The sequence below is a fragment of the Pseudorhodoplanes sp. genome, from assembly GCF_050250235.1.
Classification (GTDB): Bacteria; Pseudomonadota; Alphaproteobacteria; order Rhizobiales; family Xanthobacteraceae; genus Pseudorhodoplanes.
This window is the reverse complement of record NZ_JBFWPA010000003.1, coordinates 153,080-169,644: the sequence shown is the minus strand read 5'-3', so window position 1 is coordinate 169,644 and position 16,565 is coordinate 153,080. Positions and strand designations below refer to the sequence as shown.

General features: G+C 64.5%; 12 protein-coding genes. 6 read left to right on the top strand and 6 right to left on the bottom strand.

What is annotated here, in order from left to right:
* The first annotated feature begins 90 nt into the window (after window positions 1-90).
* The gene (locus AB7F49_RS02960; RefSeq protein ID WP_428520148.1) at window positions 91-1,053 is read left to right on the top strand and encodes a tripartite tricarboxylate transporter substrate binding protein; all 963 of its coding nucleotides are present in this window, start codon (window positions 91-93) and stop codon (window positions 1,051-1,053) included.
* On the opposite strand, the gene AB7F49_RS02955 is transcribed toward AB7F49_RS02960, so the two are convergent.
* Window positions 1,054-3,411, bottom strand: a complete 2,358-nt coding sequence (locus tag AB7F49_RS02955) for a xanthine dehydrogenase family protein molybdopterin-binding subunit (protein ID WP_428520146.1) — start codon at window positions 3,409-3,411, stop codon at window positions 1,054-1,056. It lies immediately after the preceding gene.
* Window positions 3,412-3,581: 170 nt separating this feature from the next.
* Here AB7F49_RS02955 and AB7F49_RS02950 point away from each other — a divergent pair, with 170 nt between their 5' ends.
* From AB7F49_RS02950 to AB7F49_RS02930, 5 genes are all read left to right on the top strand, one after another.
* Window positions 3,582-4,082 (top strand): DUF3237 domain-containing protein, encoded by a 501-nt coding sequence (locus AB7F49_RS02950; RefSeq protein WP_428520144.1) that lies wholly within the window; start codon window positions 3,582-3,584, stop codon window positions 4,080-4,082.
* Between the two features lie 14 nt (window positions 4,083-4,096).
* Window positions 4,097-4,744 carry a hypothetical protein gene (locus AB7F49_RS02945; protein WP_428520143.1) on the top strand — a complete coding sequence of 216 codons (648 nt, stop codon included), beginning with the start codon at window positions 4,097-4,099 and terminating at the stop codon, window positions 4,742-4,744.
* A 152-nt stretch (window positions 4,745-4,896) separates the two neighbouring features.
* Window positions 4,897-5,853 (top strand): sulfate adenylyltransferase subunit CysD, encoded by a 957-nt coding sequence (cysD, locus tag AB7F49_RS02940; RefSeq protein ID WP_428520212.1) that lies wholly within the window; start codon window positions 4,897-4,899, stop codon window positions 5,851-5,853.
* Entirely contained in the window at window positions 5,853-7,715 is a 1,863-nt protein-coding gene (cysC, locus tag AB7F49_RS02935; protein ID WP_428520141.1) for an adenylyl-sulfate kinase, read from the top strand. The genes cysD and cysC overlap by 1 nt, the downstream gene beginning before the upstream one ends.
* A gap of 52 nt (window positions 7,716-7,767) precedes the next feature.
* A complete protein-coding gene (locus AB7F49_RS02930) occupies window positions 7,768-8,766 on the top strand; it encodes a DUF808 domain-containing protein (protein ID WP_428520139.1) in 999 nt (332 codons plus the stop codon).
* 54 nt (window positions 8,767-8,820) lie between these two features.
* Here AB7F49_RS02930 and AB7F49_RS02925 read toward each other — a convergent pair whose 3' ends face one another.
* The 5 genes from AB7F49_RS02925 to AB7F49_RS02905 are packed head-to-tail and all read right to left on the bottom strand — an operon-like array spanning window position 8,821 to window position 16,471.
* Entirely contained in the window at window positions 8,821-9,438 is a 618-nt protein-coding gene (locus AB7F49_RS02925; protein WP_428520137.1) for a thioredoxin family protein, read from the bottom strand.
* A gap of 28 nt (window positions 9,439-9,466) precedes the next feature.
* The gene (locus AB7F49_RS02920) at window positions 9,467-11,575 is read right to left on the bottom strand and encodes a protein-disulfide reductase DsbD family protein (RefSeq protein WP_428520135.1); all 2,109 of its coding nucleotides are present in this window, start codon (window positions 11,573-11,575) and stop codon (window positions 9,467-9,469) included.
* 13 nt (window positions 11,576-11,588) lie between these two features.
* The gene (locus AB7F49_RS02915; RefSeq protein ID WP_428520133.1) at window positions 11,589-13,022 is read right to left on the bottom strand and encodes an MFS transporter; all 1,434 of its coding nucleotides are present in this window, start codon (window positions 13,020-13,022) and stop codon (window positions 11,589-11,591) included.
* A 4-nt stretch (window positions 13,023-13,026) separates the two neighbouring features.
* Window positions 13,027-13,917 carry a polyphosphate kinase 2 family protein gene (locus AB7F49_RS02910; RefSeq protein WP_428520131.1) on the bottom strand — a complete coding sequence of 297 codons (891 nt, stop codon included), beginning with the start codon at window positions 13,915-13,917 and terminating at the stop codon, window positions 13,027-13,029.
* A gap of 16 nt (window positions 13,918-13,933) precedes the next feature.
* Complete coding sequence (locus AB7F49_RS02905; protein WP_428520129.1) at window positions 13,934-16,471, bottom strand: plasma-membrane proton-efflux P-type ATPase; 2,538 nt, start codon at window positions 16,469-16,471, stop codon at window positions 13,934-13,936.
* Between the last annotated feature and the right edge of the window lie 94 nt (window positions 16,472-16,565).

The window sequence follows — 16,565 nt, the reverse complement described above, 5'->3', positions numbered from 1 at the left end:
GAAGCGTTTGACCCCGTCCCGCCGGTCCATCCACAATGACGTCCGAGAAACAAGCATAGCCGGGTCAACCGGCCGCGTCCGGGAGGAACAATGACACGACGTCTCGCATCGCTACTGCTTGCTGCCGCCCTCACGGCATTCACCGCGCCCGCTGTCGGACAGACCTATCCGTCGAGCCCGATCCGCATCCTGGTCGGCTTCGGCCCCGGCTCGACGGCCGACACGCTGGCCCGGCTGGTCGGCAAGCATATGGAGCAGGCTTTCGGCCAGCCAGTCGTCGTGGAAAACCGGCCCGGCAATTCCTCGATGATCGCAGCCGAGACGGTCGCGCGTGCGGCGCCCGACGGATACACGCTGTTCATGGCGACGGTCGCGCAGACGCTCAATCCGGCGCAGACCAGGTCGGGCTTCGACCTGTCGAAGCAGATGGCGCCCATCGCGCTTCTGGGGGTCGTGCCGAACATGCTGGTCGCGCATCCGGACGTGCCGGCAAAATCGCTGAAGGATCTCGTTGCGCTGGCCAAGTCCAAACCCGACAGCCTGACCTTCGGAACGTCCGGCGCGGGAACGGCGAGCCACCTCGCAGCGGAGTTGTTCAACCAGAAGGCCGGCACCAGGATCGTCGCGGCACACTATCAGGGCGGCAGCAACCAGGCGCTGACCGACCTACTCGCCGGCCGGATCACGCTGATGTTCAATGTCGCCGCGACGCTCGCGCCCCATGTGAAGGCCGACAAGCTGAACGCGCTGGCGATCGCGCAGCCCAAGCGCGCCGGCATCATGCCCGATCTTCCGACCATGGCCGAAGCCGGCATGCCGGGCTTCGACGCCGGCATCTGGATCGGCCTGCTGGCGCCTGCCGGCACGCCTGCCGACATCGTCGACAAGCTGTCGAAGGCGGCCAACGAGGCGTTGAAAATGGAAGCCGTCATGAAAGCGATGTCGACGCAGGGAATCGACTCTCTCGGCGGCACGCCGAAGGAGTTCGCCGACTTCATCCGCGCCGATATCGACAAGTGGACGACGCTTACCGCGGCAATGAAGAAGAATTAGTCATGCGCTGGCCCAGGCGAGCGTGCCGCCCTTCCCCGATGCGCGTGCCCTGTTCATCGCCTCCCAGACCCGCGCGGGCGTCGCCGGCATGTCGATGGACTCGACACCCATCGGCTTCAACGCATCCAGGATGGCGTTGATCACGGTCGGCGGCGCGCCGATGGTGCCGCTTTCGCCGATGCCCTTGACCCCGAGCGGATTGGTCTTCGACGGCACCTCTTCGAGATGCGACTCGATCTCGGGAAACAAATCTGCGCGCGGCATGCCGTAATCCATGAAGGTCGCGGCCAGCATCTGCCCGTCCCTGTCATAGACCGCGTGCTCCATCAGCGCCTGGCCGATGCCCTGCGCGACACCGCCGTGAATCTGCCCGCGCACGATCATCGGATTCAGCACCACGCCGAGATCGTCCACCACGAAATAGCGGTCGACCCGTACTTCGCCGGTCTCCGGATCGATCTCCAGTTCGCAGACATGCGACCCGTTCGGATGGTTCGGCGGGTTGGTGGAATAGGTGCCGTTGGCCTCGAGGCCGACGCCCATCTTCTCGGTGAGCGGGCCCATCGGCGCATAGAAGGCCTTCGCAACCTCCGTCAGCGGGATGGTCTTGTCGGTGCCGACCACCCGGAACGCGCCGTCCTTGAATTCGAGATCGCCTTCGGCCGCTTCCATCAGAGCCGCCGCCATCGGCTTCGCCTTTTCGACGATCGCGTCGGATGCAATCTTGAGCGCGTTACCGCCGACCAGCGATGAGCGCGCAGCATAGGTGCCGCGGCCGAACGGCACCGATGCGGTGTCGCCCTGGATGTAGCGGATGGTCTCGAACGGCACGCCCAGCCATTCATGAACCAGCTGCGCGAAAACGGTGGCATGGCCCTGCCCGTGCGAATGCGTGCCGGCAATGATCGAGACCGAGCCCGACGGATCAAACCGCAGGTCCATGCGATCGTTGAAGATGCCGCCCTGCTCGATATAGTAGGTCACCGCGCGGCCGCGCAGCTTGCCCTCGCTTTCGGACTTCTTCTTGCGCGCCTCGTAGCCCTTCCAGTCGCTGACATCGAGGCACTTGTCCATCACGCGATGGAATTCGCCGGAATCGTAGACCCAGAAGGTCGGCGTGGTGTAAGGCAGCTTGCTTTCCGGGATCAGGTTGCGGCGGCGGATCTCATCCGACGGAATGCCGATCTCGCGCGCCGCCTGCTCGATCATGCGCTCGGTGAAATAGGCCGCCTCGGGGCGTCCGGCGCCGCGATAGGGACCGACCGGCGAGGTGTTGGTGAGGAGCCCCTGCACCATCACATGCAGCGCCTGGATGTCGTAGGCTTCCGGCGAGAAACGGAGCGCAAAGGCCGCCGGCACGAGGCCCGGACCGACAAAATAGGCGCCGACCTGATACAGCGCCTTCATGCGCAGCCCGAGAATCTTGCCGCTCTCGTCGAGCGCCATTTCGCCATACATGACCATCTCGCGGCCGTGGCGGTCGGTGAGCAAGCTCTCGGTCCGCGTCGCCAGCCACTTGACCGGGCGGCCGAGCTTCTTGGAGGCCCACAATGTCACGCAATCGTCCGGGAACGGACTGCCCTTGAGACCGAAGCCACCGCCAACGTCGGGCGAGATCACGCGAATCTGGCTCTCGGCACAGTGGAAGATGTGAGAGAGTTCCATCCGCACGCCGTGCGGGTTCTGCGAACAGGTATAGAGCGTGTACTGATCGTCGGCCTCGTCGTAATCGCCGATGGCGACCCGCGGCTCCATCGCGTTGGGCGCAAGCCGGTTGTGCTCGATGCGCGCCTTGACGACATGCTTGGCCTTGGCGAAGGCGGCGTCGGTCGCGGCCTGATCGCCGAACATCAGTCCGAACGCCCAATTGCCCTTCTCGTTGCTTTCCCAGACCTTGGGCGCACCCTCCTTGGCAGCGTCCTCGAGGTCGGCGACCGCCGGCAATTCCTCGTACTCGACCTCGACCAGGTCGGCGGCGTCGCGCGCCTGCGCGTGCGTCTCGGCGATTACGAAGGCGACGCGATCGCCGACATAGCGCACGCGATCGTCGCAGATCAGCGGCAGCCAGGTGCGGAAGCCGGCCGGCGCGCCGACCTCTTCCGGCATCGGATGGGCGGTCAATTCGCCGAGCTTGTCGGCCTTGGCATCGGCACCGGTCAGCACCAGCAGCACGCCCGGCGCGGCCTTGGCTTTCGAGGTATCGATGCTCTTGACCCGGGCGTTGGCGTAAGGAGACGCCACGGCGACCGCATAAGCCTGGTTCGGCAGGTTGATATCGTCGACATACCGCCCCTTGCCGGTCAGAAAACGCTGGTCCTCGACCCGCTTGACCGCCTGTCCGATGCCGAATTTGGCCATTCCGTCCCCCGCCTGGATTGGAGTCTTTGAAAACTACGATAGCGGCTATTGCGCCGCCTCGACAATGGCTTATTCGCTGCACCGTTTTGACCTTGGGCAGAATGTGGGCGGCTCGACCAAAGCATCACCGCCGACTAGGCTTCCCAAAACAAGCTCCGGGGGAAAACGCCATGATCGATGCTGCGCCTCTCGCGTCCCTGCTGCCGCGCGAAATGACCGAGCTGCGGCTGCGGCCGCTGTTTCTGTTCGAACTTGCGGTGAAGGCCGCGAGCGTCATCGGAAAGACTCCGGGCGTTGATCGCCGTGTGGGCGAGATCACCGGAGGCCGCTTCGAGGGCGAAAGACTGCGCGGCAAGATCCTGTCCGGCGGCAGCGACTGGCAGGCGGTGCGATCGGATGGCGCCTGGATGCTGGACGTCCGCTGTGTCATGGAGACGGATGACGGGGCGTTGATAGGCATGACCTATCGGGGCATCCGGCACGGGCCCAAGGATGTGCTCGATCGCATCGCCAGAGGTGAAGTCGTGGACCCCACCCTCTATTACATGCGCGCGACGCCCTATTTCGAGACCGCGTCGGAGAGATACAATTTCCTCAACCTGCTCGCATCCGTTGCCTATGGCCACCGTCTCGGGAGCGGGCCGGTTTACAGCGTGTTCGAAATCCTCTAGCGGAATGGCCTATCATGAATCCGATCCTGCGCCTGGTTGAAGACATTCTTAGCGACGGTGCCACGATGACGCTCGGGGCCGAACCACGCATGATCTTCGTTGTGCATGGCGCGATCACGGTGTCGGGGAAGCCAGTCATCGAGCAGGATGCATGGCACGGTGATGACGCGGTAACCGTGGTTGCAGGACCGGCCGGCGCCATGTGCTGGCGTTACGAGCTGTCACAATCGGCCGGCGACGACATGGTGATCGCGAACGGGGTCGCCTCCCGTACCAAGCTCGCGGCTCCGCTCGAACCGCTGCCGGCCGGCGACCGCCTGTTTCGCGGCGACAGTGTCGCCTTCCCGCCGGGCGGCGTGGCCTATCTTCATCGGCATCAGGGTCCGGGAATCCGCTGCCTGATCGAAGGCGGAATCCGTGTCGATACGCATGGCCGCTCAACCAGCTATGGCGTGGGCGGAGCGTGGTTCGAGTCCGGGCCGGAGCCGGTCTTCGCACAGGCCGCGCCGGACCGGCCGAGCCGCTTCATCCGGGTGATGATCCTGCCGCAGGCATTGCTCGGCAAAAGTTCGATCCAGTATGTCGACGAGGCGGACAAGGCCAAGCCCAAATCGCAGTCCTACAAGGTTTACGCCGACATGCCGATTGCACGGCGGGGATAGGCCAGAACCCGCCGCTTGGGGGCGCACCGCCTATCCGAAAGGCGCGGAGCGCGAGCGGAATCAAACCTCGACAGGACATGTCCGCGCCGCTAAATAGCGCCGTCCGACGCTGCCCCTTGGCTGCTAACTATCGGGCCGAAAGGCAGAAATTCCTGCCCCGGCCCGAGCCTCGCATAGAAAAGCTTTTCCCGAACGGCCTCATGACAAGCAACTTGTCCCGCCACCTGTCCAGCCTCGAGACAGAAGCCATCGTCATCCTGCGAGAGACAGCGGCGGCGTTCGAGCGCCCGGTGCTGATGTATTCGATCGGCAAGGATTCGAGCGTCCTCCTGCATCTGTGCCGCAAGGCGTTTCACCCGGCGAAGATTCCGTTCACCGCGCTGCATATCGATACCACCTGGAAATTCCGGGACATGATCACCCACCGCAACCGGATGGCGGCGGAGCTCGATCTGAACCTCGTCGTGCATACCAACCGGAAGGCGATCGAGGACGGCATCCACCCGATTAGCTCGGGCTCGTCGGTCTATACCCGCGAAATGAAGACGAAGGCGCTGCGCGATGCGCTGGATGCGGGCAAGTTCGATGCGGCCATCGGCGGCGCGCGGCGGGACGAGGAGCCGAGCCGCTCGAAGGAACGCATCTTCTCGGTGCGCGGGCCGAACCATTCCTGGGACCCGCGTCGGCAGCGGCCGGAACTCTGGCATCTCTACAATCCGCAGATCGCGCCGGACGAGACCATGCGGGTGTTTCCGCTCTCGAACTGGACCGAACTCGACGTGTGGGAATACATCCTGGCCGAGGACATCCCGGTGGTGCCGCTCTACTTTGCCAAGAAGCGGCCGGTGGTGGAGCGCTCCGGCAGTCTCATCATGATCGACGACGACCGGCTCGAAATCCTGCCCGGCGAGCAGCGCAAGGAGATCGTGATCCGCTTCCGCTCGCTCGGCTGCTATCCGCTCTCCGCCGCGGTGCTGTCGGATGCCGCGAGCGTCGCCGACATCGTCGAGGAATTGCGCACCACCCGGCAGTCCGAGCGCGCCGGCCGGCTGATCGACGCAGACGAAGTGTCTTCGATGGAACGCAAGAAGCGCGAGGGCTATTTCTGATGCGCGCCCCCATCTCCGAACGCGACCACCTGCGCTTCCTAGCCTGCGGCGCGGTCGACGACGGCAAGTCGACACTGATCGGCCGGCTGATGGCCGAGACCGGCTCGGTGCCTGACGACGTGATGGCGAACCTCATCCATCTGTCGAAGAAGTTCGGCACCACGGGAGAGGAACTCGACTACGCGCTGCTGCTCGACGGACTTGAAGCCGAGCGCGAACAAGGCATCACCATCGACGTGGCCTATCGCTATTTCGGCACCCCCAAGCGCGCCTTCATCGTCGCCGACACGCCGGGGCACGAGCAATATACCCGCAACATGGTGACCGGCGCCTCCAACGCCGAATTCGCGCTTCTGCTGGTCGATGCGAAGGCGGGGCTGACGCGGCAGACCCTGCGCCACAGCCGGATCCTGTCGTTGCTCGGCATCCGCCGCGTCCTGCTGGTCGTCAACAAGATGGATCTGGTCGATTGCCGGCAGGCGCCGTTCGACGCCATCCGCGACGAGTATCAGGTATTCGCGTCGCAGCTGGCCTTCGAGCATGTCGAGGCGATCCCGATCATCGCGCGCGACGGCGACAATATCGTGCGGCCCAGCGAACGCATGGGCTGGTACAAGGGTCCGACGGTGCTGCAGCATCTGGAGGCGGTTCCGGGCTCCACGCATCAGCATGAACAGCCGGCGCGCTTTCATGTGCAGGCGGTGGTGCGCACGCAATCCGGTGGCCGCGGCTATGCCGGCTATATGTCGTCGGGAGCCTTCAACCGAGGCGACGGCATCATCGTCGGCCGCTCGCTCCGTCCTTCCACCATCAAGGAAATCTACATCTACCCGGATACGGTGGACAGCGTCGAAACCGGTCAGGCCGCAACCATCGAACTCGCCGACCAGGTCGACGTGTCGCGCGGCGACATTCTGACACCGTCCGATTCGGCGCCCGAGGTTGCCGACCAGTTCTCGGCGCATCTCGTCTGGCTGAATGACAATCCGATGCTGCCCGGCCGAACCTATTCGCTGCGGATCGGTACCCACACCGTTGCCGCAACGATCACCGCGCTCAAATACGGCACCGACATCGAGACCGGCGAACATGCCGCGGTGACGACGCTTGCCATCAACGACATCGGCTATTGCAACATCGCGACCACGGAGCCGATCGCGTTCGACCCCTATGCCAAAAACCGCGAGACCGGCTCCTTCATCCTGATCGACCGGCAGACCGGGGCGACCGCGGGCGCCGGCATGGCGGATTTCGCGCTCTACCGCGCCAGCAATCTCGTCAAGCAGAGCTACGAGATCGACAAGGCGTTTCGCGCCAAGATGAAGGCGCAGCGCCCTGCAACGGTCTGGTTTACGGGGCTGCCCAGCGCCGGCAAGTCCACGATTCTGAATCTGGTCGAGCAGAAGCTCAGCTTGCGCGGCATCCACACCTACGCGCTCGACGGCGACAACATGCGGCTTGGGCTGAACCGCGACCTTGGATTCACCGAGGCCGACCGCGTCGAGAATGTGCGCCGCGCCGGTGAAGTCGCCCGCCTCATGGTGGATGCCGGGCTCGTGGTGCTGTGCGCTTTCGTCTCGCCATTCCGCAACGAGCGGCAATCCGTGCGTGAACGTCACGAGGCCGGCGAATTTCTTGAAGTATTCGTCGATACGCCACTTTCGGTATGCGAGGAGCGCGACCCGAAAGGGCTTTACGCCAAGGCGCGGGCCGGCAAGGCTTTCCATGTCACCGGTATCGACTCTCCCTATGAGCCGCCCTTCGACCCCGAAATCAGGCTGCGCACCGAACAGGGCTCGCCCGACGAGATGGCCGAGCAGGTCATCGCGCAGATGGCAAAGCTCGGCGTGATTGCGCGCTGACATCGGACTGATAAACCGGGGGTGTATCCTTCGGCCCTGAGGTGACCGCGCCGTGGCTGTCGGACTGATCGCGCTGCTCGACGATGTCGCGGCCATCGCCAAGGTGGCGGCGGCCCAGCTCGACGACGTTGCCACGCAGGCGGCGAAAGCAGGCGTCAAGGCTGCCGGCGTGGTGATAGACGACGCGGCGGTGACGCCCCGCTACATGACCGGTTTCGCCGCAGTGCGCGAGATTCCGATCGTGCGCAAGATCGCGATCGGTTCGCTGCGCAACAAGCTGCTGATCCTGCTGCCGGCGGCGCTGGCGCTCAGCTATTTTCTGCCGTCCGCGATCACGCCGCTGCTGATGATTGGCGGCGCCTATCTCTGCTACGAGGGCACGGAAAAGGTCTACGAGATCGTTTTCCCGCACAAGGCGCAGGCCCATGAGGCCGCTCTCGGCTCGATTGCGATCGACCCGAAGACCCTGGAAGACCAGAAGGTGGCGAGCGCGATCAAGACCGACTTCATTCTTTCGGCCGAGATCATGGCGATCGCGCTCTCGGTTATTCCGGCCAGCAATCTTTGGACGCAGGGCGCCGTGCTCGCAATTGTCGCGGTCGGGATCACAGCCGTGGTCTATGGCGCGGTGGCGATCATCGTAAAGGCCGACGATCTCGGCGTGATGCTCGCCGCCAGTCGCAGCGCGTCGGTGCTCGGCTCGGTGAGCCGCGGCGTCGGACGCGCCCTGGTCTACGGCATGCCGTATTTTCTGAAGCTGCTCAGCATCGTCGGCACCGCCGCGATGATCTGGGTCGGCGGCGGCATCATCGTTCACGGGCTGGAGACCTATGGATACACATCCATCGGCCACGCGATTCATCATGCGGCGGAAGCAGCCGCCCACGCCTCTCCCTTCGCGCAAGCGGCCCTGGAATGGATTGTCGGCGCCGCAGGCGCGGGCGTGGTCGGCCTTGTGGTCGGCGCGTTGCTGATCCCGGTGACCAGCTTCGCGATTGCGCCGCTCTGGAACGCCGCGAAGCGCCTGATCCGGCCGGCACGCAAAGCCTGAAAGAATGTGCCCGCGCGAGGCGGGCACATTCATGTCCGGCAAATTCCGTCGATATCAGGAATTGTATTTCACCACGCAGCCATAGGCGCGGGTATTGGTGGTCGACACCGGCTTGCCGGCCTTCAGTTCCGACAGCGCGTTGTCGACGAAGTTCTTCGCATCCTTGAGATCGGCGGTCCGCGCGGTCGGCTTGTCGTCGATCGCACCGGCATAGGCCAGCACGCCGTCCGGCCTGATGATGTACATGTGCGGCGTCACCAGCGCGCCATAGGCCTTCGCCACATTCTGCTTCGGATCGAGCAGCACGGCGCTCGGCGCCGCCTTGCGATCGGTGGTCAGGCTGTTGGCGCGCGCAGCGTCGGCGAATCCCTGCTCGCCGGGCGGCGATGAAATTACCGACAGCCAGACGATGCCCTGGTCGGTCCATTTCTTCTGCAGCGCCTGCATGTTGCCCGAGCCGTAATGCTTGCGGACATACGGGCAGCCGTCATTGGTCCATTCCAGCACGACGGTCTTGCCCTTGAAGTCGCCGAGATTGACGGTCTTGCCGTTCGTGTCGACCGCGGTGAAGGAAGGTGCCGGCGCACCCACCTTGGGTTCGGCAAGCGACGGCGTGGCGAACAATGCAACGGCCGCCGCGGCGGCGAGGATACCAAAGACCCGTCTGTTCATGTCAGTCTCCCGATTGCGTTTTCGATGACTAGAGTTGTGCGAGTTTTTCAAGGACCAGAGATGGCGTGAGGATTTGCGGCAGAACCAGAGGCTCGCGGCCGCTTTGGTACAGCACATAGAGAGGAACACCGGACCTTCCGAAACGCTCCAGCAGGCGCGTGATTTCCGGATTGCGGTTGGTCCAGTCGCCCTTGAGATAGGCGACGTTCTTGGCCGACAGGGCCTCGCGCACGGAATCGGTCGAGAGCGCGGTGCGCTCGTTGACGAGGCAGGTAATGCACCAGGCCGCCGTCATGTTGACGAAGACCGGCCGGCCCGCCGCGAGCAGCGTGTCGAGCTTTTGCTGGCTGAAGGCCTCATGTCCGGCGTCGCCGGACGATGCCGGCGCGACGGTCCCGGTGGCATGGTCAGAGCGGATGGTGACGGCGATCGCGACCACGGCAATGACCGCGGCGGTCGCCATGCCGCGAAAGGCGAGCGCGGAGGCGCCGCCCTGCCCCTGGACGAGACCATAAGACCATGCGGCGAATGCGATCAGCACGAGTCCGGCCAGCGCCGCCATCAGCCCGGCGGGACCGACCTGGAAGCTCAGCACCCAGATCAGCCAGGCGGCCGTCCCATAAAGCGGAAACGCCAGAAACTGCTTCATGGTCTCCATCCAGCGCCCGGGCCGCGGGAGCAGACGCTGCAGCCCCGGCACACATGCGAGAATGAGGAATGGCAGCGCGAGTCCGAAGCCGAGACTGAGGAACACCACAAGGCCGACCACAAACGGCTGCGTCAGCGCATATCCGATCGAAGCGCCCATGAATGGCGCGGTGCAGGGCGTGGCCACAATTGTCGCCAGCATTCCGGCAAAGAACGAACCGGACAGCCCGGTCTTCTGCAGCAATCGGCTGCCGCCGACCCGCGTCAGCGAAGTGCCGATTGGCAGAATGCCGGACAGGCTGAGGCCAAACGCGAACAGCACGAAGGCGAGCGTCGCGACCACCGCGGGCGATTGCAACTGGAAGCCCCAGCCGATTTCGGCGCCTCCCGCCCGCAATGCATAGAGTGCTCCCGCCAGCACCGCGAAGCTTCCAAGGATGCCCGCCGTGTAGGCGAGCCCATGCAGGCGGATGCGCGCCGGCGGTTCCGACGCGTGCTGGGTCAGGTGCAGGATCTTGATCGACAGCACCGGAAATACGCACGGCATCAGATTGAGGATCATGCCTGCGACGAGCGCGAGCAGCGCGGCCTGGATCAGCGATATCCCCTGCCCTGCCGACGGCGCCGGCTTAGCGTCGAGCGCGAAGGCATGCCGGACGGATTTGCCGCCAATGTCTTCCTCAACGACCAGCACGCCGTCGAGACGCTGCGGGACGGCGCGCGCGATCTGGCCACGTTCGATCGAAACCACCGTCCCTTCGGCGGACGCGGCCAGCGTCTGCGCTGCGGAATTGACGATCAGCGTGTTGTCGTATGGAAAGAAAGTCGCCGAACGGACCGCATCCTTGCGCAGATCGGCGCCACTCAATGCAAGTGTAATCGTCTTCGGATCGGCATCGAAGGTCGCGGTCCAGGGCGAGGGCTGCGGCAAGAGGCTGCGCGCGACGTCGAAGACTTTGCTGCTTGCGGCGTCCGTCGCGCCGCCACCTGCCGCGCCATCCGAAACGGACAGCGGCAAAGACACGCTGGCTTCGCCCGGGATGCATTCCTTCTCGCAGACGAGAAAGGCCACCTCCGCGTTCAGCGTAACGTCGGCGCCCGGCTTCATATCGCGCGGCGGCGTGATGCGCGCCAGCAGGACGGTCTCGCCTTCGTAGCCGAAGCTCGTGACCGGACCGACCCTGATCAGCGATGGCGCCGGCCATTCCAGTTCGGATGTGCTGAAGCCAGCCGGCAGCTTCCAGGTCACTGTCGTCGGCTCACCGGAGTCGCCCGGGTTGCGCCAATAGGTGTGCCAATGCTCCTTCATGGTCAGGCGGATGCCGACCTGAAATGGCTCGCCTGGTTGGATCGCCGCAGGCTCGCTCAGGAGCTCGACCTTGACGAGATCGGACGCGTTCTGCGCGCGCGCCGGAAAGACGGCCAGCGCCAGCAGCACGGCGCCAGCGACCGCGACGTGACAAAATCGTGACGGAATGACGCGCCTCATGAGTCCCAGTTTATCACCCGGCGTGACGGCCTTGCGATGCGACGATCGGCTGCGACACCTCCTCCAGCCCGCGGCCTTCCGGAATATCCCGGATGATCTTGCCGAGAATGAGAGTGATTGCGGCGCCGAGTGTGCTTACGATGGCCATGAGGAACAAAACCCCGGCCACGCCCCAGAATTCCTTGACCTGCGGCAGCAGAAAGATTCCCAGCGTCGCACCTGTCTTGGCGGCTGCCGCGGCAAAACCGCTCGCCGATGCCCGGACCGCGGTCGGGAACAGTTCGGGCGCCAGGGTAAAAGTCGTGGCGTTGGGTCCCGCATTCATCGCCAGATTGAACAGAACGAATCCCAGAAAGATCAGCGCGATATGCGGGCTGGCGCTGCCTGAGGACAACACCGCCGCGAGCAGGATCAGCATGCCGAGTGTCATGCCGGCAAATCCAACGACCTGCATGTGCAGCCGGCCGAAGCGCGGCACCGCCCACAGGCCGATCAGGAACCCGAACAGCAGGAACAGATCGATCGTTGCGCTGCCCTGCGCGGCCGCGAAGTCGGCGGCGACCGGATCGTGCGCCTTGGCGCCAAGGTGGAGCGCGGCGAGGATAACGGGCGTGAACAGCCCAACCCCGTAGGTCGCGATATCCATCAGGAACCACGGCACCGACACCAGCGCGGTGCGTACGCGATACGGTCTGGAGAACAGAACCGACATGCCGCGCTCCGCCGAGGGGGGCGCTGACATGGGGCGATCGATCGCCACCCTGGCCAGCCCGGTAACGACATGCGCCGCCTTGTCCGGATGGCCGTGTTCGAGCAGCCAGCGCGGACTTTCCGGCAGCCACATCCGCGCCAGCATGAAGGCGAACGCTCCGGCGCCGGTCGCACCCACGATGAAGCGCCAGTCGATCGCGCTGCCGTGCAGTTGCAGCAGCGGCAACGCGATGGCCGCTGCCATCAGCATGCCGACCGATTGCAGCGCGATGGTCGCGACCATCATGCGGCTGCGTGCGCGCTTGGGCATGGTCTCGGAGACGTAGGAGGCGCTGACCGGAAAATCGATGCCGATGCCGACGCCGATCAGAAACTGGCCGAACAACACCGCCAGCGCGTTCTCGGCTGCACCGCTGAAGACCGCGCCGGTGGCGAGGATCGCCATGTCGATGATCAGAAGCGGCTTGCGCCCGAAGCGATCCGCGGCGGCCCCGCCGAATGCCGCGCCGATGGCCGCGCCGAGCACCAGGGCAGAGCCGATCAGCCCGACCATCAGCGGGCCGAGATCGAACCGGCTGGTCAAAAGCGGCATCGCCACGCCGAGCGAGAAGATCGAGAACCCATCCAGTAGCGTGCCGCCGCTGGCGAGCAACCAGATGGCGTATTGGCGCGGCCCCATCGGGGCGTGGTCGAGAATTCCGAAATGCGGGACCGGCGGCTGTCCCTGAACGGCCATCCGGCTAATCCTTCTTCGAAGCCTTGCCGCGCTTGTTCTTGCTTTCCCTGGCCTTTTCGCCCTCGGCTTTCGCGGCCGAATGATACAGCCTGCGAATCTCGGCGAGGTCCACACTCGGCTTCGGCAGCTTCAGCTTCATGTCCTCCATGGTGTCGGCGATGATCTGCGAAACCGCGAGATTCCTGAACCACTTGTGGTTGGCCGGAATGACGTACCACGGCGCGTGTTTCTTCGAGCATCTGGTCAGCGCATCCTCGAACGCCGAAATGTAATCCTCCCAGAAGTTGCGTTCCTCGTAGTCCGAGCTGCTGATCTTCCACTGCCGAGCAGGATCGTCGAGCCGTTGCTCGAACCGAGCAAGCTGCTCCTCCTTCGAAATGTACAGAAAGAACTTGAGGATCGTGGTGTTGTTGTCCTCGACCAGCAATTTCTCCCAGTCGTTGATGAAATCGTAGCGCGCCTTCCACACGGACTTGGGCACCATCTTGTGCACGCGCTCGACCAGCACATCCTCGTAATGCGAGCGGTTGAACACCGCGACCTCGCCCTTCCCCGGCGCATGCGGATGGACCCGCCACAGGAAATCGTGATCCTTCTCCTCCGGTGTCGGCTGCTTGAAGCCCTGCACCTTCACGCCCTGCGGGTCCATCGCGCTGATGACGTGCCAGCAGGTGCCGTCCTTGCCGGCGCCATCGATGCCCTGCAACACGATCAGCAGCGCATGATTGCGGTCGCCGTAAAACAGCCTCTGCATGTCGGTCAGCTTCTGCCGGTACCCATCGAGATGCTTCGCAGCCTCCTGCGCGGACCGGATGCCGCCGTCAAACGAGGGGTCGATGTCCTTCAGGCGGAACGGCTTGCCCGGCGTGACCAGAAGCTTCTTCCTGAAGTCCATGTCGCTCTCCAGTCGGTCAGTTCGCAATCGGCTTGGCGAGACTTCGCATCTGCGCCGCGTTGTCCTCGAAGTGGCGGACATAGATCAGCTTCACGATATCGATGACGACCATCCAGATCAGGCACCAGGCCCACACCGCCGCGATCGCGCTCCAGGGCAGCGCCGGCATCAGGATGCCGAAGCCGCAGATCAGGATGGCCACGACCTGCGTCGCGACGATCGCGAGGAACAGCGGCGCGCTCGGATAGGGCGGGACAAACACCGAATGGCGCGTGCGCACCACGAAAAGAAGGAGATGCCCGCCGACCGCGAGCTGCAGGAACATCGCGGTCTTCAGGCTGTCGCGGTCGAGCGGAATACTCGCCGTGAGCGATTGATTGCCGATCCATTCAAGACCGACCAGAAGCAGCCCAAGGCTTTCGGCAAATGACAGCAGCCCCATCAGGCCGGCAAAGACCAGCACCTTGTGCATGTCCCAGCGCTCCGGCTTGGGTGCCGGAGTCACGTTGTCATAGGCGATGGTCATGATCGGGATGTCGTCGAGCAAAGCCAGCACCACGATCATCACCGCGGTCAGCGGCTGAAATTCGAAGAACACCACCGACGCCACCACCAGCAGCATGATGTCGAGCGTCATCGCGATGCGGTAATGCACGTAGCTCAGAACGCGCTGGAAGATCTGGCGCGCGCCGACAATCGCATTGACGATGGTCGACAAGCCCGGCGCGGTGAGGATGAGCGCGGCTGCGCTGCGGGCGGCGTCGGTCGCGCCGCTCACGGCGATGCCGCAATCGGCCTGGCGCAGCGCCGGCGCATCGTTCACGCCGTCGCCCGTCATGGCAACGATGTGGCCGCGGCTCTGCAGCGCCTTGACGATCTCATATTTGTGCTGTGGGAACACGCGGCCGAAGCCGTCGGCGCGCTCGACCGCTTCGGCGATCTGCGGCGTGATGGTGGTGGTGCCGTCCTTGAACAGGTCGCTCGCGACCAGCAGGCGATCGCCCATGCCGAGCTGCTTGGCGATCTGGTCGCCAATCGCGACATCGTCGCCGGTCACCATCTTGACGTTGAGCCCGAGCTTCTCGGTTTCGGCGATGGTGGCCTTCGCATCCGGACGCGGCGGGTCCTGCATGGTGACGAGGCCGACAAGCTGCCAGGTTTTTCCGTCGTCCGAACGGCCGACCCCCAGCGCGCGGTAGCCGCGCGAGGCAAGATCGGCGACGGTGCCGTTGTATTTCGCAAGCGTTCCTGGATCGGGATTGGCCAATGCAGCGATTACCTGCGGGGCACCCTTGGCATATTGGACCGTATGACCTTGCGCATCGACCACCGTTGCAACCGTACGCTTGTTGACCGGGTCGAACGGCACGAACGCGGTCTCCTTGAACGACGCGAGCGCCGCCTTGTCCTTGAGCGCGCGCAGCACCGCCAGATCGATCGGGTCCTCGCTTGAGGTCTGGGTCGCCAGAGCCGCCCCGACCAGCACGTCTTCGAGTTTGGCAGCCCCGAACGGGATCGGCGCATCGACCGTGAGCTGGTTGAGCGTCAGCGTGCCGGTCTTGTCGCTGCACAGCACATCGACGCCGGCCAGTTCCTCGATCGCCGACAGCCGCGACAGGATCGCCTTCTGCTTCGACAGCGCATAGGCGCCGATCGCCATGGTCACTGACATGACTGCCGGCAATGCCACCGGGATCGAAGCAACCAGCAGGATCAGCACGAATTGCAGGATCGAGCCGACCGTCGCCCAGTCCCAGGACGGCGCCACCACGATGTGGCGATAGACCTCGACGCTGACCAGCACCAGCGCCAGCGCGAACGCGGTGACGATGAGAAAATCGCCGATCTGCAGCACCGCCTTCTGCGAATGCGACACGGTGCCGGCGGATGCCACCAGCCTGGCGGTGCGCCCGAAAAAGGTGTTGTTGCCGGTCTTGGTGACGACACCGGTCATGTCGCCCTGCTTGGCGATGCCACCGGAATAGGCTGCGTCCCCGACCTTCTTGGAAACGGGGAGCGACTCGCCGGTCAGCGCCGACTGATCGACCGTGAGATATTCGCCCTCGATCAGGAGAAGATCGGCCGGCACGATCTGGCCGGCGGTGACATTCACCACATCGCCCGGCACGAGGTCGGCAGCATCGATCGAGGTCCAGGCGCCGTCGCGCAGCACGCGCGCCTTGGGAGCGAGCCCCTTCTTCAGAGCATCGAGCGCATTCGAGGCCTTGTAATCCTGCCAGAACCCGACCGCCGCATTGTAGATCAGGAGCCCCGCGACCACGAAGAAATCCGACCAGTCGCGGCGAATGAGCGAGATCAGCGCCGCCGCCTCGATCATCCAGGGCAGCGGCCCCCAGAAATAGGTGGCAAGCTTTTTCCAGCGGCTCTCGGTCTTGTCGGCAATGGCATTCCTGCCATAGCGCGCAAGGCGGGATGTGGCGTCTGCGCCGGTCAGCCCCTTCGGTGAGGTCTCAAGTGACGTCAGTTCGGCTGCGATGGCGGAGGCGTCCAAGGCCGAAGCCGGTTTGCTCCCGGACGTAATGTCACTGGCCACGCGCGTCGTCCCCTCGAAGGCTGAGCCTTGCCGGCCACCTTATACCGGCGCATCGCCGGGCGTCACCCCGCGGGGCATCGCATCCTTTGCCCCT